Source organism: Streptomyces sp. NPDC001507 (genome assembly GCF_042894765.1).
Lineage (GTDB): Bacteria > Actinomycetota > Actinomycetes > Streptomycetales > Streptomycetaceae > Streptomyces.
Genome location: NZ_JBIAVV010000016.1, coordinates 48064 through 73169 on the forward strand (window position 1 = coordinate 48064; position 25106 = coordinate 73169).

Annotated in this window: 19 protein-coding genes; 10 read left to right on the plus strand and 9 right to left on the minus strand. The window is 71.5% G+C overall.

What is annotated here, in order from left to right; genetic code table 11:
* Positions 1-48 precede the first annotated feature (48 nt).
* The 6 genes from ACFY0K_RS41045 to ACFY0K_RS41070 all read right to left on the minus strand — a co-directional run bounded on the left by ACFY0K_RS41045 (position 49) and on the right by ACFY0K_RS41070 (position 8985).
* The gene (locus tag ACFY0K_RS41045) at positions 49-1410 is read right to left on the minus strand and encodes an ABC transporter substrate-binding protein (RefSeq protein WP_390644157.1); all 1362 of its coding nucleotides are present in this window, start codon (positions 1408-1410) and stop codon (positions 49-51) included.
* A complete protein-coding gene (locus ACFY0K_RS41050) occupies positions 1407-2444 on the minus strand; it encodes an acetylxylan esterase (RefSeq protein WP_390644158.1) in 1038 nt (345 codons plus the stop codon). The genes ACFY0K_RS41045 and ACFY0K_RS41050 overlap by 4 nt, the downstream gene beginning before the upstream one ends.
* On the minus strand, positions 2438-4855 hold the full coding sequence (locus tag ACFY0K_RS41055; RefSeq protein ID WP_390644159.1) for a glycoside hydrolase N-terminal domain-containing protein: 2418 nt from the start codon (positions 4853-4855) through the stop codon (positions 2438-2440). Before ACFY0K_RS41055 ends, ACFY0K_RS41050 begins: the two co-directional genes overlap by 7 nt.
* A gap of 32 nt (positions 4856-4887) precedes the next feature.
* Positions 4888-5826 (minus strand): carbohydrate ABC transporter permease, encoded by a 939-nt coding sequence (locus ACFY0K_RS41060; RefSeq protein ID WP_390644160.1) that lies wholly within the window; start codon positions 5824-5826, stop codon positions 4888-4890.
* A gap of 11 nt (positions 5827-5837) precedes the next feature.
* The gene (locus tag ACFY0K_RS41065) at positions 5838-6863 is read right to left on the minus strand and encodes a carbohydrate ABC transporter permease (RefSeq protein WP_390644161.1); all 1026 of its coding nucleotides are present in this window, start codon (positions 6861-6863) and stop codon (positions 5838-5840) included.
* A 61-nt stretch (positions 6864-6924) separates the two neighbouring features.
* Entirely contained in the window at positions 6925-8985 is a 2061-nt protein-coding gene (locus ACFY0K_RS41070; protein ID WP_390644162.1) for a fibronectin type III domain-containing protein, read from the minus strand.
* Positions 8986-9351: 366 nt separating this feature from the next.
* On the opposite strand from ACFY0K_RS41070, the gene ACFY0K_RS41075 reads away from it, so the two are divergent.
* Positions 9352-10506: an ROK family protein gene (locus ACFY0K_RS41075; protein WP_390644163.1), complete on the plus strand. Its 1155-nt coding sequence runs from the start codon at positions 9352-9354 to the stop codon at positions 10504-10506.
* A gap of 79 nt (positions 10507-10585) precedes the next feature.
* Here the strand turns inward: ACFY0K_RS41075 and ACFY0K_RS41080 are convergent, their stop codons facing one another.
* Entirely contained in the window at positions 10586-12370 is a 1785-nt protein-coding gene (locus tag ACFY0K_RS41080; RefSeq protein ID WP_390644164.1) for a M4 family metallopeptidase, read from the minus strand.
* A 308-nt stretch (positions 12371-12678) separates the two neighbouring features.
* Between ACFY0K_RS41080 and ACFY0K_RS41085 the strand changes: the two genes are divergently transcribed.
* The 8 genes from ACFY0K_RS41085 to ACFY0K_RS41120 all read left to right on the plus strand — a co-directional run bounded on the left by ACFY0K_RS41085 (position 12679) and on the right by ACFY0K_RS41120 (position 21676).
* On the plus strand, positions 12679-13905 hold the full coding sequence (locus ACFY0K_RS41085; protein WP_390644165.1) for a serine hydrolase domain-containing protein: 1227 nt from the start codon (positions 12679-12681) through the stop codon (positions 13903-13905).
* A gap of 103 nt (positions 13906-14008) precedes the next feature.
* Positions 14009-15352, plus strand: coding sequence for a CAP domain-containing protein (locus tag ACFY0K_RS41090; RefSeq protein WP_390644166.1), 1344 nt, complete (start codon positions 14009-14011; stop codon positions 15350-15352).
* A gap of 56 nt (positions 15353-15408) precedes the next feature.
* Entirely contained in the window at positions 15409-16086 is a 678-nt protein-coding gene (locus ACFY0K_RS41095; RefSeq protein WP_390644167.1) for an AIM24 family protein, read from the plus strand.
* A gap of 132 nt (positions 16087-16218) precedes the next feature.
* A complete protein-coding gene (locus ACFY0K_RS41100; RefSeq protein WP_382724662.1) occupies positions 16219-17178 on the plus strand; it encodes a threonine/serine dehydratase in 960 nt (319 codons plus the stop codon).
* A gap of 200 nt (positions 17179-17378) precedes the next feature.
* Positions 17379-19001, plus strand: coding sequence for a serine/threonine protein kinase (locus ACFY0K_RS41105; protein ID WP_390644168.1), 1623 nt, complete (start codon positions 17379-17381; stop codon positions 18999-19001).
* A 37-nt stretch (positions 19002-19038) separates the two neighbouring features.
* On the plus strand, positions 19039-20010 hold the full coding sequence (locus ACFY0K_RS41110) for an LLM class F420-dependent oxidoreductase (protein WP_390644169.1): 972 nt from the start codon (positions 19039-19041) through the stop codon (positions 20008-20010).
* A 91-nt stretch (positions 20011-20101) separates the two neighbouring features.
* Positions 20102-21157, plus strand: a complete 1056-nt coding sequence (locus ACFY0K_RS41115) for a hypothetical protein (RefSeq protein ID WP_390644170.1) — start codon at positions 20102-20104, stop codon at positions 21155-21157.
* A gap of 93 nt (positions 21158-21250) precedes the next feature.
* A complete protein-coding gene (locus tag ACFY0K_RS41120) occupies positions 21251-21676 on the plus strand; it encodes an SsgA family sporulation/cell division regulator (RefSeq protein WP_382724601.1) in 426 nt (141 codons plus the stop codon).
* A 28-nt stretch (positions 21677-21704) separates the two neighbouring features.
* Here ACFY0K_RS41120 and ACFY0K_RS41125 read toward each other — a convergent pair whose 3' ends face one another.
* On the minus strand, positions 21705-22190 hold the full coding sequence (locus ACFY0K_RS41125) for a DUF6328 family protein (protein ID WP_388597579.1): 486 nt from the start codon (positions 22188-22190) through the stop codon (positions 21705-21707).
* A gap of 83 nt (positions 22191-22273) precedes the next feature.
* A complete protein-coding gene (locus ACFY0K_RS41130) occupies positions 22274-23257 on the minus strand; it encodes an aldo/keto reductase (protein ID WP_390644171.1) in 984 nt (327 codons plus the stop codon).
* A 138-nt stretch (positions 23258-23395) separates the two neighbouring features.
* Here ACFY0K_RS41130 and ACFY0K_RS41135 point away from each other — a divergent pair, with 138 nt between their 5' ends.
* Complete coding sequence (locus ACFY0K_RS41135) at positions 23396-25102, plus strand: cholesterol oxidase substrate-binding domain-containing protein (protein WP_390644172.1); 1707 nt, start codon at positions 23396-23398, stop codon at positions 25100-25102.
* Positions 25103-25106: the final 4 nt, after the last annotated feature.

The following is a 25106-nucleotide window of genomic DNA, read 5'->3' on the forward strand; positions in this document are numbered from 1 at the left end:
GTTCAGGCGGGCCCGTCCGGCGGCCGGACGGGGGTTGGGCGGGGAGGGTCACTTCTTGGCGAGCAGAGCCTTGCTCTGGTTCTGCATGTCCGTGAAGACGGAGTCGCTCTTCTGGCCGGCGAAGTAGGCCTGGAACAGCGGCTGGAACGCGTCCTGGAGGGCGGCGCCGTTGCCGTAGACCGGGGACGGGTAGAGGACCTTGTCCTTGATCATGTCCGTGAAGACGGACAGGTCCACGCCCGTCTTGGCCAGCGCCTTGGCCGAGGCGTCCATGGACGCCGGGATCGACGGGAAGAAGGTGCCGGTCAGGGAGGCCTTCGACTGGCAGGCCTCGCTGCCCATGTACGAGACCCACTTCCAGGCCAGGTCGGGGTTCTTGGTGCCGGCCCAGATGTTGTTCCCGTTGGAGTTGCTGAGCACGGACCTGGTCTTGCCGTCGGGGCCGTACGGGGTGGGCGCGATCCCGACCTTGACGCCGGGGACCTTCACGAAGGTCGAGGCCTCCCACGAACCGCCGGTCTCCATGGCGACCTTGCCGGAGGAGAGCAGGTCGACGTCGCTGACGCTGTCGTTGAACTGCCCGATCTTGGGCGCGTAACCCTTGTCGGTCAGGGAGCGGATCCAGTCCATGGTCTTCACGAACCGCGGGTCGGCGTAGTTGAACACCGTCGGCCAGGTGGTCTTGTCGCCCAGCCGCCATCCCGTGGTGCTGACCAGCGGGTTCCAGGTGAACTGGCCGATGAAGTCCTTCGACGCGACCTGCCCGTAGCCGTAGGTCCTGATGTGGGACTTGTCGAAGCCCTTCTCGTCGCCGCGGCGTCCCTTGGTGTCGATCGTCAGGTGGGCGATCATCTTGCCCAGCGTGCCGCCGTCGTCCGGGTTCCAGGTCAGCGACTTGACGTCCTGGTCGGTGTACCCCGCCTTCTTGACGGCGTCCTCGTTGAAGTAGACGCCGGACGCCGCCCAGTCCAGCGGCAGGGCGTACTGCTTGCCGTCGGTGTACTTCCAGGCGTCCACGCCGACGGAGAACCGGGACAGGTCGAACTTGTCCTTGGCGATGTAGTCGTCCATCGCGAGCAGCTGGTGCTGGGAGGCGTACGCCTGGAAGAACTGGACGCTGTTCTGGAAGGCGTCGGGCGCGGTACCGGCCACGAACCCGGCGGTCAGCTTGGTGAAGTAGTCGTTGACGTTGTACTGCGTGATCTTCACCGTGGTGCCGGGGTTGGCCTTCTCGAAGTCCGTGGCACAGACCTTGTACGCGGCGGCCTGCTTGTCGTCCCAGGTCCACCAGTTGACGGTCTTGGAGCCGCCGGCCGAGGACGAGCCGTTCGAGCAGGCGGAGAGCACGGCGGCCAGAGTGAGCGTGGCGCCCAGCGCGACCGTCTTGCGAACTCTCTTGTTTGTTCTCATCGTTCCTTCTTTCGGGAGGACGCGGTGGGTGCTGGGGACGGCAGCACCGCGGGGTGGGACGACGTCTTGAGGAGCGCGCCGAACGCGCCGAGGGCGACGGCCAGGTCGTCGGGTCCGCCGGCGTCGTGGCCGTTGAACTCCCACAGCCGCAGCTCCTTGGGGCCGGCGTAGGCGTGGTACACGGCGATCGCGGTGACCGGCGGGCACACCTCGTCGCGCAGTCCGGCGGAGAACCAGGCCGGGGCGCTCGCGCGGCGGGCGAAGGCGAGGCCGTCGAAGTAGCCGAGGGTGGCGAAGGTCTGCTCCACCCGGTCCCGGCGGGCGGCCAGGTACCCGATGATCTCGGCGTAGGGCTCGGCGGAGGTGAGCCGGGTGGCCTGCCGGATGTCGCAGAGGAACGGCGCCTGGAAGTGGGCGGCGGCCAGTCCGGGCACGAGTCCGGCCACCGCGAGGGCGATGCCGCCGCCCTGGCTCGGGCCGACGAGGGCGACCCGGTCCGGGTCGACGAGGTCGGTGCGGGCGCGCAGGGCGTCGACGGCACGGACGGCGTCGGTGAACACCCGGCGGTAGACGTAGGTGCTCCTGTCCTCGATGCCGCGGGTGAGGAAGCCGGGGTGGGCGGGGCCGCTGCCGACCGGGTCGGGGGTCGCTCCGCCGCCGGCCCAGGCGCCGCCCTGGCCGCGGGCGTCGACCAGCAGGTGGGCGTACCCGGCGGACGCCCACAGCAGGTCGTCGAGGGGGGTGCCGCGCCCGCTGCCGTAGCCGTGGAACTGGACGACCGCGGGCAGCGGTCCGCGGCGGTGGCGGGGCATCCGGAGCCAGGCACGGACCGGATGGCCGCCGAAGCCGGGCAGTTCGGCGTCGAAGACGTCGACCGTCTCCAGGCCGGTGGGGACCGCGGTGAGTTCCAGGTCGGGCTCCCGCTCGGCGCGGGTCTCGGCGAGGGTGCCCTTCCAGAAGGTGTCGAAGTCCTCCGGTTCCCGGTAGGCGCTGCGGTAGGCGAAGAGTTCGGGGACGTCCTGTTCGGTCAGCACGGCACCGGTTCCCCTCGGGGGCGCAGCGCGGCGTCCAGCTCGATCCGGTGGCCGGCCGGGATCCGCAGTCCGGTCTCGTCGTCCCGGTGCCGGATCCGCACGGTCTCGGCGGCGTCACCGGTGAGCCGGCGCACGGTGGCACCGGTCAGCGCGCCGCCGGTCCAGGCGAAGTCGACGGCGAGGCCGCCGCGGCAGCGCAGGTGCCGGGCCTCGCCGTCGGCCCACTGCGCGGGCAGGGCGGGGAGCAGGTGGAGGGTGCCGGTGTGGCTCTGCAGCACCATCTCGGCGATGGCGGCCATGAGTCCGTAGTTGCCGTCGATCTGGAACGGCGGGTGGGTGGAGAAGAGGTTGGGCAGCAGGCCGCCCCAGCGGGAGCCGTCCACGGGGGCGTCGACCGCGGAGTCGCCGTCGAGGGGGCGGGCGGCTTCGAGGAACAGCGAGCGGGCGGTCGCCGCGTCGTGCAGCCAGGCCCGCAGGGCGATCTTCCAGGACCACGACCAGCCCATCGCGCCGGGTCCGCGGCGGTCCATCGACCTGCGTGCCGCGGCGGCGAGTTCGGGGGTCGTGTCGGGGTCAACCAGGCCGAGCGGGTGGACGGCGATCAGGTGCGAGAGGTGACGGTGGTGCGGGTCGGCCTCGGTGTGGTCCTCGGCCCACTCCTGGAGCCGGCCCGCGGCCGAGACCGGCAGCGGGCGCAGCCGGGGCAGCGCGGCGCGTATCTCGCCGGTCAGCGGGGTGTCCAGGCGCAGCAGGCCGGCTGCCTCGAGGGTCCGTTCGAAGGTGGCCCGGATCAGCGCGAGGTCCATGGTGGCGGACCGGGTCAGGGACCTCGGGGTGCCGTCGGCCAGGAAGAGGTTCTCCGGGGAGGTGGACGGCAGGGTGTCCAGGTGGCCGGTCCCGTCGTCGACGAGCCAGTCGAGGAGGAACTCGGCGCATCCGCTGAGCAGCGGCCAGGCCCGCTCGCGCAGGAACTCCGGGTCGCGGGTGAAGTCGTAGTGGTCCCACAGGTGCTGGGACAGCCAGACGCCGCCCATCATCCACAGCGCCCAGGAGGGGTTGCCGTGTCCCATGCCGACCGGCAGCGCCCATCCCCACGGGTCGGTGTTGTGGTGCGCGACCCAGCCCCGCGCGCCGTACAGCTGCCGCGCCACCTGCGTGCCCTGCACGGCCACCCGGTCGAGCAGGTCGAACAGCGGCTCGTGGCAGGCGCCGAGGCCCACCGCCTCGGCGCCCCAGTAGTTCATCTGGGTGTTGATGTTGATCGTGTAGTTGGAGGACCAGGCGGGCCGCAGGTCGGCGTTCCAGATGCCCTGGAGGTTGGCCGGCGGCCCGGTGTGCGGGCGGGAGGCGGCGGCCAGCAGGTGCCGGCCGAGCTGGAACAGCACGGTGGCGGTGAGGAGTTCGTCGCCGCCGCCGAGGATGTCGCGGGCGACGTCGTAGGTGCCGGAGCGGCGCGGCCCGATGCGCAGGCTGGTGGTGCCGAGCAGGCCGCGTACGTCGGCCTCGTGGTCCTTGAGAAGGCGGTCGGCGCCCTGGGCGGCGGCCCGCGCGGCGACGGCCCGGGCCGCGCCCAGGTGGGCGGCCCGGTCGACGGCCGGGGTCCCGCGCCAGTGCCGGTCGGCGGCGGTGGAGCTGGCGAGGGTGAGCAGGACGTGGGTGGCGCCGGTGACGAGCAGGCCGCCCTCGTCGTCCAGGGTCGTGGTGCCGTCGGTGTGCAGGGTGAGGGCGAGGGCGCCGAAGGGGTCGTGGCCGTCGACGGTTCCGTCCGCGTAGTACAGCGGCTCGGCGACCTCGGGTTCGTGGGCGGGGGCGCCGTCCACCGGTATCTCGATGCCGAGGGTGATGCCGTCGACGGCGACCGTGCGCAGCACCTCGCGCAGCGGGGTGCACAGTTCGACGGACAGGCCCACGGTGCCGCCGGCCGCGTCCAGCGTCGTGCACAGGGCGCCGGTGACGGCGTCGGCCCAGACCCGGCGGCGGACGGCGGTCCCGTCGAGGGCGAAGCCGTCCTCGGCCACCGCGGTGTCGAGGTCCAGTGTCCTGCCGTGATACTCGGCGCGCTCGCCGCCCGTCACGGTCAGGTACAGGTCGGCGTACGGCAGGTACTCCTGGGTGTAGGGCCCCTCGAAGGTCATGAGCAGGGACTCGGCCGTGTCCTGGTCGCCGGCGCGGAGCGCGGCGCGGACCTCTTCGAGCCGCTGCGGGCCGGCCCCCTGGGCGCGGAGCGCGGCGAGGGCGGCCGCCGGTCCGCCGGGGGTGCCGGACCAGACGGTGGAGTCGTTGATCTGGATCCGGGACCGGCCGGTGCCGCCGAAGACCATCGCGCCGATCCTGCCGTTGCCGACGGGAGCGGCCTCGGTCCAGCCGGCCGCGGGCGCGGGCCAGCTCAGCACCAGGTCGCTGGAGTGCATGACGGTGTCGTCCAATCGCGGTGTGCGGGCGGTCACTTGAGGCCGGAGAAACCGATGGAGTTGACGATGCGCTTGCCGAAGGCGACGAACAGCAGCAGCATCGGCAGCGCCGCGACCAGGGCGGCGGCCATCAGGCCCGCCCAGTCGGGGGCGGCCTGCGGCGAGGACTGCTTGAAGACGCCGAGCGCGAGGGTCAGCGGCTGCACGTCCTGACTGTTGGTGATCAGCAGCGGCCAGAAGTAGTCGTTCCAGGCGTTGACGAACATCAGCAGCGAGACGGTCGCGATCGGGGCGGACGACATCGGCAGGATGATCCGGAAGAAGATCCGCAGCGGGCCGGCGCCGTCGAGGATGGCGGCCTCTTCGACCTCGGTGCTCAGGCCGAGCATGAACTGCCGCAGGAAGAACAGCGTGAACGCCTGAAAAAGCGCTCCGGGCAGGATCAGTCCGGCGAAGGTGTTGGTCAGTCCGAGGTCTTTGACGAAGACGAAGTTGGGCAGCAGCGTGAAGACGCTGGGCACCATCAGCGCGGTGATGAGGATGTTGAAGACCAGGTTGCGGCCGCGCCAGTGCAGCCGGGAGAACGCGTAGGCGCCGGCCGCGGAGAACAGCACGATCAGCACCGTCTGCACGGACGCGTAGATCAGTGAGTTGCGCAGGTAGAGCGCGATGTCGAGGGTGGCGCCCGAGCCGCCCTGGGCCTGGGCCTCGGCGGTGGAGGCGGTTCCGAGGACGCGTTCGAAGGCGCCCCAGGTGAAACCGACCGGCAGCGGCGAGGAGGGGTGTGTCGCCAGCTTGTAGTTGTTGGACAGCGCGGTGCGCAGGATCCAGTAGAACGGGAAGAGCGTGACGAGGACGACGATGCCGAGGTAGGTCCAGGCGACGATCCGGCCGGGTGAGAGGCGCCGCGGTTTCTTCGGGGACCGGGGCTGTGCGGTGGCCGTCCGGCCGGGGGCGAGGGTGACTGCCATGACGGGCTCCTTCAGCTCAGGTCGGATTCGCTCGCGCGGGCGAGCCGCAGCTGGGTGAAGGTGACCGTGATGAGCAGGGCGAACAGGGCCAGCGAGAGGGTGGCGGCGTAGCCGAAGTCGAACTGCCGGAACGCCTTGCTGTAGATGTACATCTGCAGGACGTTCGAGGCGTTGGCCGGGCCGCCCTGGGTGGTGACCTGCACGATGTCGAACACCTGGAAGGAGTTGATCACCGTGAGGACGACGACCATGACCAGGATCGGCCGCAGCAGGGGCACGGTCAGCCGGCGGAACATCTGCACCTCACTGGCGCCGTCGACGCGGCCTGCCTCGTAGATGGTGGCCGGGATGGTCTGCAGTCCGGCGAAGATCAGCAGGGAGTAGTAGCCCATCCACTTCCAGATGCTGATCGCGGCGAGAGACGGGACGGCCCAGCCGCTGCTGCCGAAGAAGAGGATGGAGTGGCCCGTCAGGTGCTGGAGGACGAGGCTGATGACACCGAGGGACGGGTCGAGCATCCACTGCCAGACCAGGGCGGCGATGACGTTGGAGATCAGGAACGGCAGCAGGATGACGCCGCGCAGCGTCGACGACTTGGTCACCCGGTGCAGGACCACCGCCGTCACCAGTGAGGCCAGGGTGCCGAAGACGACCGCCAGGATCACGAAGTAGACGGTGACGAGCAGCGAGTGCCAGAAGACGTCGTCGCCGAACATCTCGTGGAAGTTGGCCAGTCCCACCCAGTTCGGCGGGGTGAGGACGTGGAAGTCGGTGAAGCTGAGGTAGATGCCGCGCAGGGTCGGATAGGCGTAGAAGATCGCGAACCCGACGACGGAGGGAATGATCAGCAGGAGGGCGACCGGCAGGTCGCGGCGGCGGGCCGCCGCGGACCTGGTCGGTGTGGAGCGGCCCGGCCTGCGGGGCGTACGGGTCGGGTGGACGTGCGGGGCCGGGCCGGAGGCGGTGGCCGTGGTGGTCACCGCGGCTGACGGCGGTGCGGCCGGCCGCTCGGGCTTGCCCTGTGATGTGACCACCACGGCACTCTCCTCGGATGTCAGGCAGGTGGAACGTCGGTAGGGGGCAGCGTCGGACGGAGCGTCAGAGGACGATCCGGTCCACGTCGGAGGCGTAGTCCGAGGCGTTGCCGAAGGTGATCGTGTTGTCGCCGGCCTTCAGCTGGACGGGCACGGTGACGGAGTTCGGCCGGCCCCAGTTGTTGTCGTTGCCGCCCGGCAGGAACTGCTGGAAGGAGGTGCCACCGGCGGTGATGATCATCGTGCGGCCGGTGGACCCGTCGGTGTAGTCGAGCTTCATCAGGTAGGTGCCGTCCCGGGGCGCGGTGACGTGGTTGACCGCCACGGTTCCGGTGCCGCCCAGGTTGCCGACCTTCTTGCCGCCCGAGCACGCGGAGCAGTCGTTGACGGAGGCGTTGCCGGTGAGCGTGTTCGCGGCGGCCTCGGCCTCGTAGGCGACCGGTCCGCCGGCCGCGGGCGTGGTGACGGGGACCGCCTTGCTCGCCGGGGACCTGCGGCCCTTGGCGTCATGGGCGACCACGGTGAAGGAGTAGCCGGTGCCGGCCTTGAGGCCGCTCACGGTGGCGGAGGTGCCGGTGACGGTGGCCGCCTTGCTGCCGTTCGCGTAGACGTCGTAACCGGTGGTCTTCGTACCGGTGTTCACCTTGCTCCAGGCGAGCGAGACGCTGTCGGCGGTCGACGCGGTGCCGTGCACGTTCAGCGGGACGCCGGGGTGCGTGCCGGTGGTGGCGGGCGTGACGCGCAGCAGACGCGAGCCGTGCGGGGCCAGGTTGGCGGTGAACCCGCCGCTGGCCGAGCCGAGGTTCTTGTGGCTCCACAGGTCGCGGATCCTGGCCTTGCCGCTGATGCCGAGGTCGCTGAAGTCGGCGGTCACGTCGGAGTAGCCCTTGCCCAGGTTGAACAGGGCGACGGTGTAGCTGCCGTCGGCGTTGCGGGTGTACCAGGTCTGCTGCGGGGTCCGCTGGCTGACCGGCCTGGCGGGGGTGCCGGCCTGGTCGACGGCGATGACCTCGTCGTTGGTGAGCAGCTTCAGGCCGTACTTGTCGAGCTTGGTGAGGTCGTCACCGATGTACAGCGGCGCGGACTCGATGGCCCACAGCGTCATGTAGCTCTGGCGTTCGGTGTGGTTGATGCCGTCCATGACGTCGGAGCCCACGTCGAGCGAGTCGAGGTTGTTCCAGTGGCCCGGTCCCGCGTCGTCGATCCACGGCACGACGTCGTTCCAGCGCGCCTTCACGGAGTTGTTCCACGTGACCAGCGTGTCGCAGTAGCACTCGACGTCCGTGTCGATGCGCCAGCCGTTGGAGTTGGCCTTCCAGACGTCGGCCTGGTTGTGGCTGAGCGACCAGGACAGCACGAACTCGATGGGGCGGCCGGTGTTCTTCAGCGCCGTGTGCCAGGCCTGGATGTCGGGGACGTTGTTGTGCGCGTCGTCGCCCTGGTTGGAGCCGGGGCCCACTCCGTCGATCTTGAGGAAGTCCACGCCCCAGGAGGCGAGCTGGTCGGCCTCGGACTGGATGTACTTGGTGGTGCAGGGGCTGGAGAAGTTCAGCTGGTAGGAGACGTCGTCCCAGCCGCTGGTCTTGCGCAGGTCCGGGTAGACGATGTCCTTGGTGGTGCAGCCGGGGGCGTTGTAGATGGGCGTCTTGCCGTCGTTGTACGACTGCTGGTAGAGGCCCACGGCCAGGTAGAGGCCGAACTTCAGTCCCTTGCTGTGGAGTTGGTTCGCAAGGTACTTCATGCCGTGCGGGAACTTGGTCAGGTTCGGGGTCGGCCGGGCGTAGGCGTCGCCCTTGGGGTCGTTCCAGCCGGCGTCGACGTTGACGTAGTCGTAGCCGTGGGACTTCAGCTTCGAGGAGAGCACGCCGGCCTGCTGGAGGACGTGCGACTCGGTGAGCCAGTCACCGCCGTAGCCGCCGAAGTTGGTGGATTCGACGCTCCAGGTGCTGTAGCCCATGTACGGCTTGGCGGCCACGACGGGCGAGGCCGTCGCGCCGGACGCCGGGGCCCCCGAGGCGTCCGCGGTGGTCGCGGCCCGCGCCGAGGCGGGCACGACGAGTGCCGCCAGGAGCGCGGAGAGGCAGGTGATGGTTCTCAGACGTGCGGGCAGAGCTGGACGAGCCATGGATGTACTCCGTCTGGGCGCGGCTGCAGGCGGGCTTCCGCCTGGGGTGTGGTGGTGCGGGGAGCCTCTCGGTGTGGTCGTCCCGGGACTTCACCGAGGGGTTCGCTGGGACCAACGGGCACGTGGGTGGGGGCCACGCTCCTCACCGGTGCCTGACCGTCCCGTCCGCCCCGACGAGGAGTGCGGCGAATGTAGGCGCAGTTTCCTTCCAACGTCAACATAGTCGGCGGGGCAGAGAACTCCGACCTTTAGGGAAGCACCACCTGGGTTTCAGCCAGCCACCCTCGCATGACCTGCGAGTTTCCCGCCAAGAGAGCGGATGTTTGGCCCTTGAATTACTTTCCTAAGGAAAGGTAATGTCGTCCCATGACCCTCGCCGACCAGCCGCCCGCGGCCGCACTCGTCTTCCAGACCCTGCTCCAGCACGGTCCGCTGAGCCGCGCCGAGCTCGGACGGCGGACCGGACTGACGCCGGGCGCCGTCACCAAGGCGGCCGCCTCGCTGATGGCCGACGCCTGGATCACCGAAGGCGGCCGGCCCACCACGGAACGCACGAACGGCCGTCCGGCGACGCTGGTCGAGGTGCGGGCCGGACGCGCGCTGTTCGCCGGCGTGAAGGTCACCGGGGAGGAACTCATCGGTGTCCTGGCCGACCTGACCGCGAGGCCGCTGGCCTCCCACCGGGTGGCGCTGGACTCGCGGGACGTGGGGACGGTGGTGCTGGCCGTCGCCCGCCTTGTGGACCGGCTGCGGGTGGCGGCGGACCTGGCGGGCGAGGACGCCCTGCACGGGATCGGGGTCACCATCTCGGGCGATGTGGACAGCCGGCTGGGGACCGTCCAGTACTCACCCTTCCTGAACTGGCGCCGGGTGCCGCTGGCCCAGCTCGTCGAGGAGGCCACCGGCACCCCCACGGTCATCGAGAACGACGTGCGCGCCCTGACCGTGGCCGAGCAGTGGTACGGCGCCGGTGTCGGCGTGTCGGTCTTCGCGCTGGTCACGGTCGGCGCGGGCATCGGCGCCGGACTCTCCATCGGCGGCCGGGTGGTCTCCGGCGCCCACGGCGTGGCGGGCGAGATCGGCCATCTGCCGGTGACCGGCGTCGAACGGATCTGCACCTGCGGCAACACCGGTTGCGTCGAGGCGGTCGCCTCCACCCACGCCATCGCCGAGCAGGCCCGGCAGGCCACCGGGGACCCGAAGCTGACCATGGACGACGCGGTGCGCCTCGCACACGCCGGGGACCCCACCGTCCGCGCGGTCTTCGCCCGCGCCGGCCACGCCGTGGGTCTGGCCCTTGCCTGCGTCGCCAACCTCATCGGACCGGAACGCATCATCATCTCCGGCGAGGGCGTGGCCTCCTACGACCTGTTCGCGGACCACATCCGGCAGGCGTTCGTGGACCACGCCTTCGGCGCCGCGGTGGACTGCGATCTCCTGGTCCGCCCCCTGCCGTTCGAGGAGTGGGCGCGCGGCGGCGCGGCGGTCGCGGCGCAGCGCGTGTTCGCTCCCACCAGGTAGCCGCGGGTCCGGGCGGACGCGGGTCCGGGTGCCCAGCCCCCCCGGCAGGGCACCCGGACCCGACGGCGTGTCGCGCTCGTCAGTGACGGGCGCCCGGCGTGTCGGCCTCGGTTACGTCGACCGCGGCCCAGGCCTGGTCGACGGTGCGGTACTCGACGCTGCTCTCCCCGTAGAGGTCACCGGCCGCCTTCAGCGTCGCGATGCGCGCGTCGTGGAAGTCGGTCGAGGAGACCATGTACCGGGTCAGGGCCCGGTAGAAGATCGCCGTGGCCCTGGCGCGGCCGATGCCGGTGACCGTGGACCCGTCGTAGGTCGGCGAGTCGTAGGTGGTGGCGCCGATCTTCTTGCGGCCACTGCCCTCGGCGAGCAGGTAGAAGGCGTGCGAGGAGACGCCGGAGCCGGCGTGCACCTCGGCGTTCGCCACCTCGGGCGACCAGTAGTCGACGGTGCCTTCGAGGCGGTCGAGCGAGGGGTGGTCGAGGCGGCGCAGGAACTTCTGGCGCAGGCCCAGCTTCTCGCCCAGCAGGTAGTTCGGCGGGTTCTTCGGGTTGTCGGCGAAGAACTCCACGCCGGAGCCGAAGATGTCGGCCAGCGACTCGTTCAGCGCGCCCGGCTCGCCGAACTGGTTGCCGTCGTTGTCGACGTGGGTCGGTTCGAGCTTGGCGGTGGCGTCTACCACGCCGTGGGTCAGCTCGTGGCCGGTCACGTCGAGGACGACCAGCGGCTTGTTGATCTCGTGGCCGTCCCCGTCGCCGTACAGCATGCAGCCGCAGGTCGAGTCCCAGAAGGCGTTGCCGACCTTCTTGCCCCAGTGGACCATGGCGCGGGCGGGCCTGGAGTTGTTCGCTATGCCCTTGCGGCCGAAGGTCTTGCGGTAGAAGTCCAGGGTCTCGGTGATGCCGTACTGGGCGTCGGCGGCGGCGCTGCCCCTGCTTCTGGTGGTGCCGTCGCCCCAGCTGTCGGTGGTGCTGGTGAACTTGGCGCCCTGGCCGAAGCTCTCGGTCTCCTTGCCCTTGGCGTCCCGGGTCTCGGTGCCGTAGCGGGTGGGGTCCTTGAGCAGGAAGCTCTTGCGGGCGGTCTGCGTGGTGGTGAGCGGGACCTTGCCGACGAAGAGGGACCGGCCGGAGCCGTGGGCGGTCGCCGGATAGCGGGCGGCGGCGGAGACGGACGCGCCGGCCAGGGCCTGGGCCTGCAGGCCGGTGCCGGAGGCCGGGTCGAGGGTCTCGCCGTGGCGGCGGAGGGTGTCCAGCAGCCGGGGCGAGAGGAACTCGTCGCTGTCCGGCGTGTTGCTGCGCACCCTGCCGGTGAGGGCGTCGACGACGACCGTGCTGGAGCCGCTCGCGCCGTCGACGGAGACCTGGTAGGCGAGGGCGGCGGCGCCGTCGCGGGCGTCCACCACGAGCCGGGCGGTGCCGGCGTCGCCGTCGGCGGCCGCGGCGGCCTTCTCCTCGGCCTGGCGGGCGGTCAGCTTCGCCTCGGTGGCGGCGGCCCGGACAGTGTGGTCGGCCGCCCGGGTGACGCCGGTGTAGGCCAACCGGCGGGAAAGATGGACGACGAGGTCGCCGCCGAGCACCGGCATCCCCCGGTGGGTGCGGACGAAGCGGACATGGCGTGCCCCTTCGGGGTCGATCATCACGTCCTGCGGCTGGAGCTCGTCGCCCGCGCCGACACCGGTCGCCGCGGCATGGGCGAAAGCCGCGGTCCGGGCGGCCGCCACCACCTGCGCGGCCGTCGTGGCGGAGGCCGCCGCGGCCGGCTGCCGTTCCCCCGTCGTGGGACCGGCGAAGGCCGTACCGGCCAGGCCCGTGGCGGCCGTCGTCACGGCGACGGCGACCGCCACGCTGCGTATGTGCGTGCTACGCACTGATCAGGGTTCCTTCGTTCGAAGGCGGCCGTGGTCACCAACCGCCTTGCGGCAGGGCGCCGTTGGGCGCCGAGGGGGCTGGTCGGGCCCCGGGCCGCAACCCTTCCGGACGAATCATGTCCATGTAAAGCGCAATTCGTCGCTTTTCTTGCTTTTCGTGGCAATACTTGGCGAACCCGCACCGCACGGTGATCAGTGAGTGACCAACTGTGCGTCGGCTGTGGAGATGTGACGGGATGCGAGAGGGTTCCCCGAGCTGGCTGTGACTCATCTCGCATCGAAGACAGCTCAGAGAGGAACAGGTCCGAATGGTCTCGGCAATGGTGTGCAGAAGTGCGGTGCTGGGGGCGGTGACGCTGTCGCTGCTCGCGGTCCCCGCCCAGGCGGCGCCCCTGAAGACGGCGGCGAAGGCCAGGACGGCCGCCACCCTCCCGGCGCCCGACACCGCGGGGCTTTCCGCGGTGCTCCGCTCGGTGGTCACGAAGGGCGCGCCCGGCGCGATGGCCCGCATCGACGACGGCACCCATGTCTACCGGTCCTCGCAGGGCGTCGCCGACCGCGGGACCCGGCGGGCCCTCACCACCTCCGACCGCTTCCGGGTGGGCAGCGTCACCAAGACGTTCTCGGCGGTGGTCCTGCTGCAGCTGGTGGACGAGGGCAGGCTCGCCCTGGACGCGCCGGTCAACCGCTACCTGCCGGGGCTGCTGCCGGACGACCGCATCACGGTGCGGCACGTGCTGAGCCACCGCAGCGGCCTGTACGACTACACCAACGACATGTTCGCCGACAGCGTGTCCGGCTTCGAGGCCGTGCGCAACAAGGTCTTCACCTACCGCCAGCTGGTGGACCTGTCCCTGAAGAAGGCACGCACCAACGCGCCCGGCGCCGCCTACTCGTACTCCAACACCAACTTCGTGGTCGCCGGCATGCTGATCGAGAAGCTCACCGGGCACAGCGTGCGCACGGAGTACCAGAACCGCATCTTCAAGCCCCTGAAGCTGAACGACACCTTCTACGTCCACCCCGACACGAAGATCCCGGGGCAGCACGCCAGCGGCTACCTCACCGCGGACCGGGCGGGCGCCGCGCCCGTCGACGCCACGGACCAGACGGTCTCCTGGGCGCAGAGCGCGGGCGCCATCATCTCCAGCGCACGCGACCTCGACACCTTCTACTCGGCGCTGGTGCGCGGCAAGCTGACGTCGGCCGCCCGCCTCGCGGAGATGGAGCGCTTCACCCGCGTCAACTCCAACACCTCCTACGGCCTCGGGCTGCGCCGCCGCGACCTGTCCTGCGGGGTCTCGGTGTACGGCCACACGGGTGCCGTGCAGGGCTACTACACGTACGCCTTCACCAGCAAGGACGGCAGGCGCAGCGTCACCGCGCTGGCCAACGCCTCCAACAGCTCCGACGTGCTCAACGCCCTGGCGGCCGCCCTGGAGCCGGCGTTCTGCGGCAAGCAGAGGTCCCCGCGGAGCGCGGCGGTGCCGCTGGAGCACGAGGACGTGGCACCGGCCGTGCCGCGGGAGCAGTAGCGCCACGGCTCCCGGAGGGAACCTCGCGCCCGGGCCGGACGTTCAACCGGCGACTCCCCCACCGGGCGCGACGTTCGGCCCCTGACCGCGTAGAGGCGGCGCGATGAGCGAGCTGGTCCCCGGGGGCAATCTGCCCCTTCCGGGCGGCGCGCTGACGCTGCGGGTGCCCGGCCCCTTCGACGTGTCGGCGCTGATCACCGACGAGAGCGGCAAGGTCGGCGGCGACGCCGACTTCGTCTTCTACAACCAGCCGGACGCGCCCGGCGTCCGGCTGCGCGGTGACACGCTGACCGTCGAGCCGGGCCTGCTGCGGGCCGGCGCGCAGCGCGTCACCCTCACGGTCACCGCCGCCGAGCCCGGCACCCCGCTCGGCCGGCTGCCCGCCGCCACCCTGCACGTGACCGACCGCCTCGGCCGCACGGTGGCCCGCTTCGCGCCGCCACGCCCGCAGACGGAGACCCTGCTGCTGCTCTCCGAGATATACCGCCGGGGCACCGGCTGGAAGCTCCGCGCGATCGGCCAGGGGTACGCGAACGGACTGGCCGGGCTCGCCCGGGACTTCGGGGTCGACGTGGTCGAGGACCGGCAGCCGTCCGCCGGGTTCCGTGCCACGATCCCGGCCCAGCGCACGGCGGCCTCGCCCGCCCGCCCCTCGACGGCCGCGCTCCCCGATCCGGACGGCCTGCTGGGGCTGGTCAACTCCGCGCGCGCCCGGGCCGGCCGCCCGCCGGTGGCCCCCGACGTCCGGCTCACCTCCGCCGCCCTCGCCCACGCCACGGCGATGGCCGACGCGGGACGGCTGGCCGGCGAGAGCAGCGACGGGGTCTCCGTCCACCAGCGGATCGGCGCCACCGGATTCGCCTATGTCACCGTCGGCGAACACCTCGTCTCCGGCCCCCGCACCCCGGCCGAGTTCGTCGACTACTGCCTGCGTACCGAGGACGCCCGGCGCACCCTGCTCGACCCGGCGTTCACCCACGCGGGCCTCGCCCACGCCCGCGGCCCGCGGGACGGGGACACCTACTGGACCGCGCTGTGGGCCAGACCCCTCACCCAGGCCGAACTGACCCGCACCCGCGCCGAGGTCGCCGACCTCACCAACCGGGAGCGCACCCGGGCCGGGCTGCGGCCGCTCGCGGCGGATCCGCAGCTCGCGGCGGCCGCGCAGGCGTACAGCACGGACATGGCGACCCGCGACTTCTACTCGCACACCTCCCCGGAGGGCACCCAGCCCTGGGACCGGGCCGCCGCCGCGGGCTCGCGGCGGCGCACCATCGGGGAGAACATCGCCTGCGGCCAGCGTTCCGCGGCCGAGGTGGTGGAGGGCTGGATGAACAGCCCGGGCCACCGGGCGAACATCCTCAGACCGGACTTCACCCACATAGGCATCGGCTTCGCCGGGGGCGGCCGGGCCGGCACCTACTGGACCCAGCTGTTCGGTGCCTGAACCGGTACCGTCCGTGATCTTGGCGGAACGGGTCCGTCCGGGACACCATGCCCGGCATGAAGGGTGATCTCTTTTCAACTCAGCACATGGTGGCACCGGCGACCGAGCCGGGCATGACGGTCGAGAACGCGAAGTGCCTGCGCTACGCGGTCAACGGCGAGATGTACGCCCGCCAGGGCGCGATGATCGCGCACCGCGGCGGCCTGAAGTTCGAGCGCAAGGGCCAGGGCGTGGGCGGAATGCTCAAGCGCGCGGTCACCGGCGAGGGGCTGCCGTTGATGTCCGTGCAGGGCCAGGGCGAGGCCTGGTTCGCGCACGAGGCGCAGAACTGTTTCATCGTGGAGATGGAGCCGGGCGACCAGTTCACCGTGAACGGCCGCAACGTGCTGTGCTTCGACGCCACGCTGTCGTACGAGATCAGGACGGTGAAGGGGTCCGGCATCGCCGGCGGCGGCCTGTTCAACAGCGTGTTCTCCGGGCACGGCAGGCTCGGCCTGATCTGCGACGGCAACCCGCTGGTGATCCCGGTCTCGCCGCAGGCCCCGGTCTACGTCGACACGGACGCGGTGGTGGGCTGGACCGCGCACCTGCAGACCTCGCTGCACCGCTCGCAGTCCATCGGTTCGATGCTGCGCGGCGGTTCCGGCGAAACGGTGCAGCTGATGCTCCAGGGCGAGGGCCATGTCGTGGTCCGGCCGAGCGAGGCGACCCCGCAGAAGGCGCAGCAGCACTGACGCCCGGGTGCCCTGGTCCGATGGCCCGGCCGTGGCGGCCGGTCAGGGTTGACCGGGGCGGTCCGGCCGGGTGAGGGTGCGAACGGCGCGGACCCTCGCCCCGCGCCGGAAAGGTGAACCGCCTTGAACGGCATCATCGGCATCGCGGACATCGAAGCCGCGGCCCGGCTCGTCGAAGGACACGTCGTACGCACCCCCACCGTGCCGAGCCCGGGCCTGTCGGAGCTGCTCGGCGTCCCGGTCACCGCCAAGCTCGAACTCCTCCAGCGCACCGGCTCCTTCAAGGCGCGCGGTGCCGCGGCGAAGCTGCTCTCCCTGAGCGAGGCCGAGCGGGCGGCCGGCGTGGTGGCGGTCAGCGGCGGCAACCACGGCATCGCCCTCGCGGTGATGGCCGCGGCCCTCGACGTGAAGGCGACCGTGGTGATGCCGCGGACGGCGCCCGCGCGGTCGATCCGGCTGGCCGAGGCCGCCGGGGCGTCGGTGCGGCTCACCGACGGCATGGACTCGGCGTTCGAGCTGGTGCCGCGGCTGCGGGACGAGGGGCTCACCCTGGTCCATCCCTTCGACGACCCGGTGGTGATCGCCGGGCAGGGCACGGTGGGCCTGGAACTCGCCGAGGACGCGGACGACCTGACGGACGTGATCGTCAGCATCGGCGGCGGGGGCCTGATCGCGGGCGTCGCGGCGGCCCTGCGGGCCCGTCGGCCCGGGGTGCGGGTGTGGGGCGTCGAGACGGCGGGCGCGCAGGCGATGTCCGAGGCGCTCGCGGCGGGCGGTCCGCTGCCGGTCGCGGTGTCGTCGATCGTGACGACGCTCAGCGCGCCGTCCGTGTCCCGGCTGACGTACGACCATGCGGCGGCGCTGGTGGAGGAGGTGCTGGTGGTGCCGGACCGGGAGGCGGTGCGGGGCAGCCTGGAGTTCGCGGAGCACGCCAAGGTGTGGACCGAACCGGCCGCCGGCTGTCTGCTGCCCGCCGCCCGGCAGGTGCTCGACCGGGTCGGCGGCGGGGCGCGGATCGGGCTCGTGGTGTGCGGGGGCAATGTGACACACCAGGAGATCGCGGGATGGACGGAGCGCTTCGGGCTGGACTGACCCGCGGATCGCAGCCGGGCTTTTACCGTCGGTTACCCGCAGGTCGAAGCCCGGTCATTCACTGTTTTCCTCAAGTGTCCGGCCGGTGTGGCCACTTGAATAAAAGGCAAGAACGGTGCCCGAGTTGCAGATTCTTTGAACAAACCCGGGCCGGTCGCTCGTACCTCTGGTCAATGACGAGGCAGGGGTTTCAGCGAGGGATGACGATGGTCAAGGCGCATGTCTCCGCACAAGAGTTGGTCGCCGGAAGGTACCGGCTCCTCGAAGTCGCCGACCGCGAGCCGAACCGCGTCAGCTGGTACGCGGAGGACGTGCAGGCCGAGCGACCGCGTCTGGTGACCGAGATCGCGTTTCCCGAAGTGCCCACCGAGGACACCGTCCGCCGGGCCACCGCCCGCATCCTGCGCTCCTCCGAGGTGATGAGCGCGCTGCGGCCGGGCCGGGTCGCCATGGTGATCGACGCCTTCGAGGAGGCGGGCGCGCTGTGGACGGTGACGGAGGTGATCGACGGCACGCCGCTGAGTGAACTGCTCGCCCAGCAGTCGACGTTCAACTACGTGCGGGCCGCGCGCATCGGTCTGGAAGTGCTCGACGTGCTGGAGGCCGCGCACGCCGACGGCTACACCCACGGCGAGCTCAGCCCGGGGCAGATCTTCGTCCGCGACCGGGGCCCGGTGGTCGTCACCGGGTTCGGCCTGGCCGGCGCGACGCTGTCGCCCCGGGTCACCGCGCCGTCGTACGCCTCGCCGGAGCAGGCCCGCGACGAGCGCATCGGCCCCGCCGCCGACCTGTGGGCGCTCGGCGCGATCCTCTACACGATGGTCGAGGGGCGGCCGCCGTTCCGGGACCGGGGCAAGGCGGAGGCCACCCTCAAGGGCGTGGACCGGCTGCCGTTGCGCACCCCGCTGCGGGCCGGCCCGCTGACCCAGGTGGTGCAGGGGCTGCTGCGGAAGAACTCCCGGGAGCGGCTCGGCCGGGCAGTGGTGCGTCAGGCACTGACACGTGTCCTGGAGGAGGACCCCGACACGGTCGCGCAGCCCGCGCCCGTCTCCCGGTTGCGCGGCGCCTATGTGGCGGCCCGGTCCTCCGGGTGGAGCAGGACCACCATGATCGGCGGAACCGCACTGGCCGTGGTCACCGTGTCGGTCGCGGTGCTGGCCGCGACCCAGGGCCTGCCCGGCGCCTCCTCGGCGGGCTCGGCCCCGAGCGCCTCCGCGACGGCCGGCGACCCGGCCAACCGCACGGACGGGAACGCCCCCAGGCCATCCCCCTCGCGGACGGCGTCCGCCTCCGCCACCCCGTCCGCCTCCGCGTCGGCCTCCCCATCCGCCTCGGCCTCGGCCTCGGCGGGTGCTCTGCCGGCCGGTTTCCGGCGCTACACCGCTCCGGAGGGGTTCTCCGTGGCGCTCCCGCAGGGCTGGAAGCGTCTCGACACCGCCCGGGACGACGTCGCCTACCGCGTCACCTTCGGTCCGGGCGGCGACGACCCGCGCACCCTGGCGGTCACCTACAGCACCCAGGCGGGCCCGGACCCGGTCGCGATCTGGCGGGACGACGTGGAGCCGGGACTGGAGAAGCTGACCGGCTACCAGCGGGTCGGCGAGATCGAGGCGACCACCTACCAGGGCCACAGGGCCGCGGACATGGAGTGGCTGTCCGGCACGGGTGCCGGCCGGGTGCACACCTTCGGCCGCGGCTTCCTGCTCGGCGGCGGCCGCAGCTTCTCGCTGCGCTTCACGGCCCCGGCCGCCGCCTGGGACGACGCCCCGGACCGGCTCGCCCTGAAGACCTTCCTGGCGACGTTCCGCATCTCCGCGACCTGAGCCGTTTTCCGGCCGCCCCGCCGGGGACTCGGAAAATATGGTGCAAATCGGATACACGATGATGACCGAGCAGGCCGGTCCACGTGATCTCGTGGACCATCTGGTGGGGGCCGAGGAGGCGGGCTTCGACTTCTCGGTGGCCTCGGACCACTACTTTCCGTGGTTGCGCTCGCAAGGCCACTCGCCGTACGTGTGGAGCGTGCTCGGTGCCGCCGCCCAGGCCACCGAGCGGATCCCGCTGATGACGTACGTGACCTGCCCGACGTTCCGCTACCACCCGGCGGTCGTGGCGCAGAAGGCGGCGACCGTGCAGCTGTTGTCCGGGGGCCGGTTCCGGCTCGGCCTCGGCGCGGGCGAGAACCTCAACGAGCACGTGGTGGGCGGCGGCTGGCCGTCGGTGGACGTACGGCACGAGATGCTGGAAGAGGCGGTGCAGATCATCAGGGCGCTGTTCGCCGGCGGCCATGTCAACCACCGGGGCGCCCACTTCGACGTGGAGTCGGCCCGGCTGTGGGACCTGCCCGACGAGCCGCCGCCGATCGGCATCGCGGTCTCCGGCGAACAGTCCTGCACGCTCGCCGGGCACCTCGCCGACCTGGTCATCGCCACCGAGCCGAAGTCCTCCCTCCTCGACGCCTTCGACCGGCACGGCGGCGCGGGCAAGCCCCGGGTCGGCCAGCTGCCGGTGTGCTGGGACGCCGACCGGGACACGGCGGTCAAGCGCGCGCACGCCCAGTTCCGCTGGTTCGGCAACGGCTGGAAGGTCAACTCCGAACTGCCGCACCCCGATTCCTTCGAGTCCGCGACCCAGTTCGTCACCCAGGACGACGTGGCCGCGTCCATCCCGTGCGGGGACGACCCGGACGACTTCGTCGAGGCCGTACGGCCGTACGCCGAGGCCGGGTTCGGGGAGGTCGCCCTGGTGCAGATCGGCGGCGAGTCGCAGCCGGAGTACCTGGACTGGTCCCGCAGGACGCTGCTGCCGGCGCTGCGCGACGCCCTCGGCTGATCTTCGACGGTCCGGCAAACCCCGGCCAATGGGTCGATATAGGCTGCCTGTCGGTATCCATGCAGTTCGGCAGCCTTCAGGAGTGTCCTCCGTGACCCTAGCGATCGACCCGTCCGAGACGTCCGGTGCGTCCCCGGCCCCCCTCTCCGACCTGGTGGCGCGGGACGCCCGCGAGTTCGGCGCGTACGTGCGCGCCGGCGGCTGGGCGTTCGGGCTGATGGTGGCCCGGAGCGTGCGGCCGGGAGGACAGGGCGCGGACGGGACGCCGAAGGTGTCGGCGAAGGAGTTCGCCGAGCTGGCGGGCTGCTCCGCGGAGCGCGTCATGCGCTACTACAAGGCCTGGGACAAGGCCGCCGACGACGGCCTGGTCCCGCACTTCGAGGCCCTCGCACCGGGTCAGGAGGTGCAACTCCCCGACTCGGACGTCTGGCTGGACTACTACGTCTCCCGCAACAGTGCCGCCTCCGAGCGCGGCACGGCGATCGCGGAGGCCGCCGAGGCCGAGGGCATCCGGCCCACCAAGGCCCTGGAGGTCGCCGAGAACCCCACCGCGCTGCGCGCCGCGATCCTCGCCGACCCGTCCACCGCCCGCGCCGCCCGCTCGGCCCTCCTCGACCGCATCAAGGAGGACCCTGACCTGCAGAGCGTGCTCGCCCGGGACGTGGTCCGCACCGCCGACCTGAAGAAGGCCGTCGCCACCGAGAGCCGCTCGGCCGACCGGATCGGCTACGTCCGGCAGATCGCCGAGTCCGGCCAGATCAAGACCCCGGCCGGCCAGACCGTCGACGCGCCGACGGAGCTGCGCCAGGAGGCCGAGCGCCATCTCTCGCTCCTCGACGAACTCGACGAGGACGAGGACACCGGCGAGTGGGCGACCGAGGCCTACGACACCATGAAGAACCTCGTCGTGGAGGCGGTGGAGGCCGACCCGGAGCTGCGGGTCCAGGAGAAGCGCACCAAGTTCTACAACAGCCTCCAGAAGGCGACCAAGGCGTTCGAGGAGCTGACCTTCGACGACGCCCAGGACTTCTACGAGGACGACATGGTCCAGCGCCTGGAGGACCTCCAGCAGGCCATCGGCTCCTGCCTGGCGGCACTGCGCGGCACGAAGGGCACGCAGGACGTGGAGGGCACAGGGGCCCCGTAGGACCCGGAGGGCAATTCCGCTCCGGATTGAGCGTTTTTCCCGTGAGAGGGGTACTAGAGGGCACCAAGCCGATCGTTCTCGGAGGCCACTCGCGTGAACCCCATCGTGCACAGGACCCTGGTCGTACAGCTCCGGACGGACGGGACGGGCCGCTGTCCCGTCCTCGCCCATCTGTCGTACGACCCCGGTGACCCGTTCGCCGTCACCGCGCTGTTCACCCTGGACGGCCGCGTTCTCGCCCGGTGGCGGCTGGACCGCGAGATGCTGAACGACGGGCTGAGAGAGCCGGTCGGGGTGGGGGACGTCCGGCTGCGTCCCGTACGGCAGGGGCGCTGGAGGGAAGTGCGCATGGATTTCCTCGGCGACCCGCTGTCCGGCGGCAGCCGCCACCACGCGGTGGTGTTCGCGTGGGCGCCCGCGCTGGCCTCCTTCCTGAGCGACACCTACATGGCCGTGCCGCCCGGCCGCGAAGAGGTCCCGGTGGACGACCTCCTGGCGGAGATCCTCGCCACCGGCTGAGCAGGCGTGCGCGGCGCAGGTGCCCGGCTCAGCGCGTCGTGTGGCGGTGCCGGGCCCACAGCGGCAGTCCGTACCAGCACACCAGGTACCAGACGACGACGGCCGCCACCGCCCAGGTCACATGGCTGCCGCCGGTGGCCACCCGGAGGATCAGCACCAGGGAGGCGGTCATGGTGGCCAGCAGCAGGAAGAGGCCGATCGAGGTGAGCCGGGACGCCATCCGCACCGCCTGCGGCTTCACCTTGCGGCCGGCGACCAGCCGGTGCAGCGACACCGGGCCGATGAGGGCGCCCGTGGCGGACGCGCCCAGGACGACGGTCACGATGTAGATCGTCTTGTCCACGTCGGAGAGCTGGGCGTACTTCTGCTGGAAGACCACGGTGAGCAGGAACCCGAAGAGGATCTGCACCCCGGTCTGCGCGACGCGCACCTCCTGGATGAGCTCGCCCCACATCCGGTCGGCCCGCTCCTCCTCCGTCTCGTCGCGCCCGGTCCGCCGCTCCTGGTCAGTCATGGACTACGGTTAACCGCCGGGCCGGTCCCCCAAACGGCACGGACCGGAGGCGACAGGGCGGCCCCTCCCGGCCCGTACCGGGACTACCAGCGGCTCTCCACCTGCTCCTTGATCCGGCGGTCGTACAGCTCGCGGATCGCGGCGGCCGTCTGCGCGGACAGCTGCGGCAGTTCGGCGGCGGCCGCGTTGGCGCGGGCCTGCTCCGGGTTGCGGGCGCCCGGGATCACCGTGGTCACGCCGGGCTGGTCGATGATCCAGCGCAGGGCGAGCTGGGCCGGGGTGTACCCCTCGGGGGCGAGGGCGGCGAACTCGGCGGCGGCCTCGACGCCCGTCGCGTAGTCCACGCCGGAGAAGGTCTCGCCCTGGTCGAAGGCCTCGCCGTGCCGGTTGTAGGTGCGGTGGTCGTCGGCCGCGAAGACGGTGTCCTTGGTGTACTTGCCGGACAGCAGCCCGGAGGCGAGCGGTACCCGCGCGATGATGCCGACGCCGGCCTCCCGGGCGGCCGGGAGCACCTCGTACAGCGGCTTCATGCGGAACGGGTTGAGGATGATCTGCACGCTGGCCACGCCCGGGCGGGCGATCGCGGTGAGGGCCTCCGCGCTGGTCTCGACGCTGACGCCGTAGGCGGCGATGCGCTCCTCCTCGACCAGGGTGTCGAGGGCGTCGTAGACCGCGTCCGAGGAGTAGACCGGGGTCGGCGGGCAGTGCAGCTGCACCAGGTCCAGGCGGTCCACGCCGAGGTTGCGGCGCGACCGGTCGTTCCACACGCGGAAGTTGTCCAGGACGTAGTTCTCCGGGACCTGCTCGGCCCGGCGGCCCATCTTCGTGGCCACCAGCACGTCCAGGTCCGGCCTGCCGCGCAGGAAGGCGGCGATGGTCTGCTCGCTGCGCCCGTCGCCGTACACGTCGGCGGTGTCGAAGAAGGTCACCCCCGACTGGGCCGCCGTCTCCAGAACGGCGAGGGCCTCCTTGTCGTCCACCTCGCCCCAGTCGGCGCCGAGCTGCCATGTGCCGAGGCCGACGACCGATGCCCGCTGCCCCGACCTGCCGATTACGCGTTCGTCCATGGCGCCAGTGTGTCATCCGCCGCCGACAACGGTGTCACGGGCCGGTGCACCCGCGACCACCTGTGAATCCTTCACTCACATGGGTGATTGTCGTGGACGGAAAACGGAGGTGTGTCAACCAGCGCCTAGCGTGACGACATGGTTGACCATTCACCGAACAACTCGCCGTCCACGGACGGCTGGAGCCGTCGGGGCTTCCTGCGGTCCGCCGCCGCGCTCGCCGCCGTTCCGGTACTGCTCGCCGCCGATCCGGCCGTGGCCGCCGCCGAGCTGCCCGGCTTCCCGGCGGAGGTGGTGCCGTACCACTCCGCGTACCGCAACTGGGTCGGCGAGATCACCGCCGACGGGCTGTGGGCCTGCGCCCCGGCCGACGCCGGTCAGGTGCTCGCGGTCGTCGACTGGGCCTGGCGCAACGGGTGGCGGGTACGCGCGCGTGGCTCCTCGCACGGCTGGTCGCCCCTGACGATCACGGAGGGGACCGGTGCCGGCGACCGGGTTCTGCTCGTGGACACCGCGAGCCGTCTCACCGGGCTCTCCCTGGACTCCGACGCGGCGGTCCGGGCGGGTACCGGAGTCACCTTGGAGGCGCTGCTCACCTTCCTGGAAGGCCATGGCCTCGGGCTCACCGCCGCGCCCGCGCCGGGTGATCTGACGCTCGGCGGCGCGCTCGCGATCGACGCGCACGGCACCGCCGTACCGGCCGACGGCGAGGAACCGGTGCCCGGGCACACCTACGGCTCGCTGAGCAACCTGGTGCTGTCGCTGACGGCGGTGGTGTGGGACGGGAGCGCCGGAGCGTACGTCCTGCGGACGTTCCGGCGCGACGAGGCGGACTGCGCGGCGCTGCTGACGCATCTGGGTCGCGCGCTGGTCACGGAGGTCGTGCTGCGGGTGGGCGCGAACAGCAGTCTGCGGTGCGTCAGCCGTACCGACATCCCGGCCGCCGAGCTGTTCGCCGCACCCGGTTCCGGCGGCCGGACCCTGGACGGCTTCCTCCGGCGGTCCGGGCGGGTGGAGGCCATCTGGTTCGCCTTCACCGAGTATCCGTGGCTGAAGGAGTGGAGCGTCGCCCCGGTCAGGCCGCTCACCTCGCGGCACGTCACCTCGCCGTACAACTACCCCTTCTCCGACAACGTGCCGACCGTGGTCGCCGACCTGGTGGGGCGGATGGTGTCCGACGCCGCCTGGTATCTGGCGCCGGTGCTCGGGAACGCGCAACTGGACGTGGCGGCGCTGGGGTTGGCGGCGACGCTGTCCTCGGACATCTGGGGAGCGTCGAAGAACACGCTGCTGTACATCAGGCCGACCACACTGCGGGTCGCCGCGAACGGGTACGCGGTGCTGACGCGGCGGGCCGAGGTGCAGCGGGTGGTGCACGAGTTCACCTCGTTCTACCGGGAACGCCTCACCGCGTACGCCGCGTCGGGGCGCTTCCCGGTCAACGGGTCGGTGGAGATCCGGGTGACGGGGCTGGACGAGGCGTCCGACGCCGGGGTGGCCGGGGCGCAGGTGCCGTCGCTGTCGGCGGTGCGGCCCCGGGAGGGGGCCGACACCGCGGTGTGGCTGGATGTGCTGACCTTGCCGGGGACGCCTCATGCGGAGGCGTTCCTGCGGGAGTTGGAGGGGTTCCTCTTCGAGAGGTTCGAGGGGACGCGGGTCGAGTGGTCGAAGGGGTGGGGTTATACGGAGTCCGGTGTGTGGAGTGACGAAGAGGTACTCGGGACGAGGATTCCGGAGTCGTTCGGGGGTGCGGTGTGGGATGCGGCGGTGGACACGCTTGACCGGCTTGATCCGCACCGGGTTTTCGGTAACGGGTTCTTGGACGGGCTGCTTGTGCGCCGTTGATGTC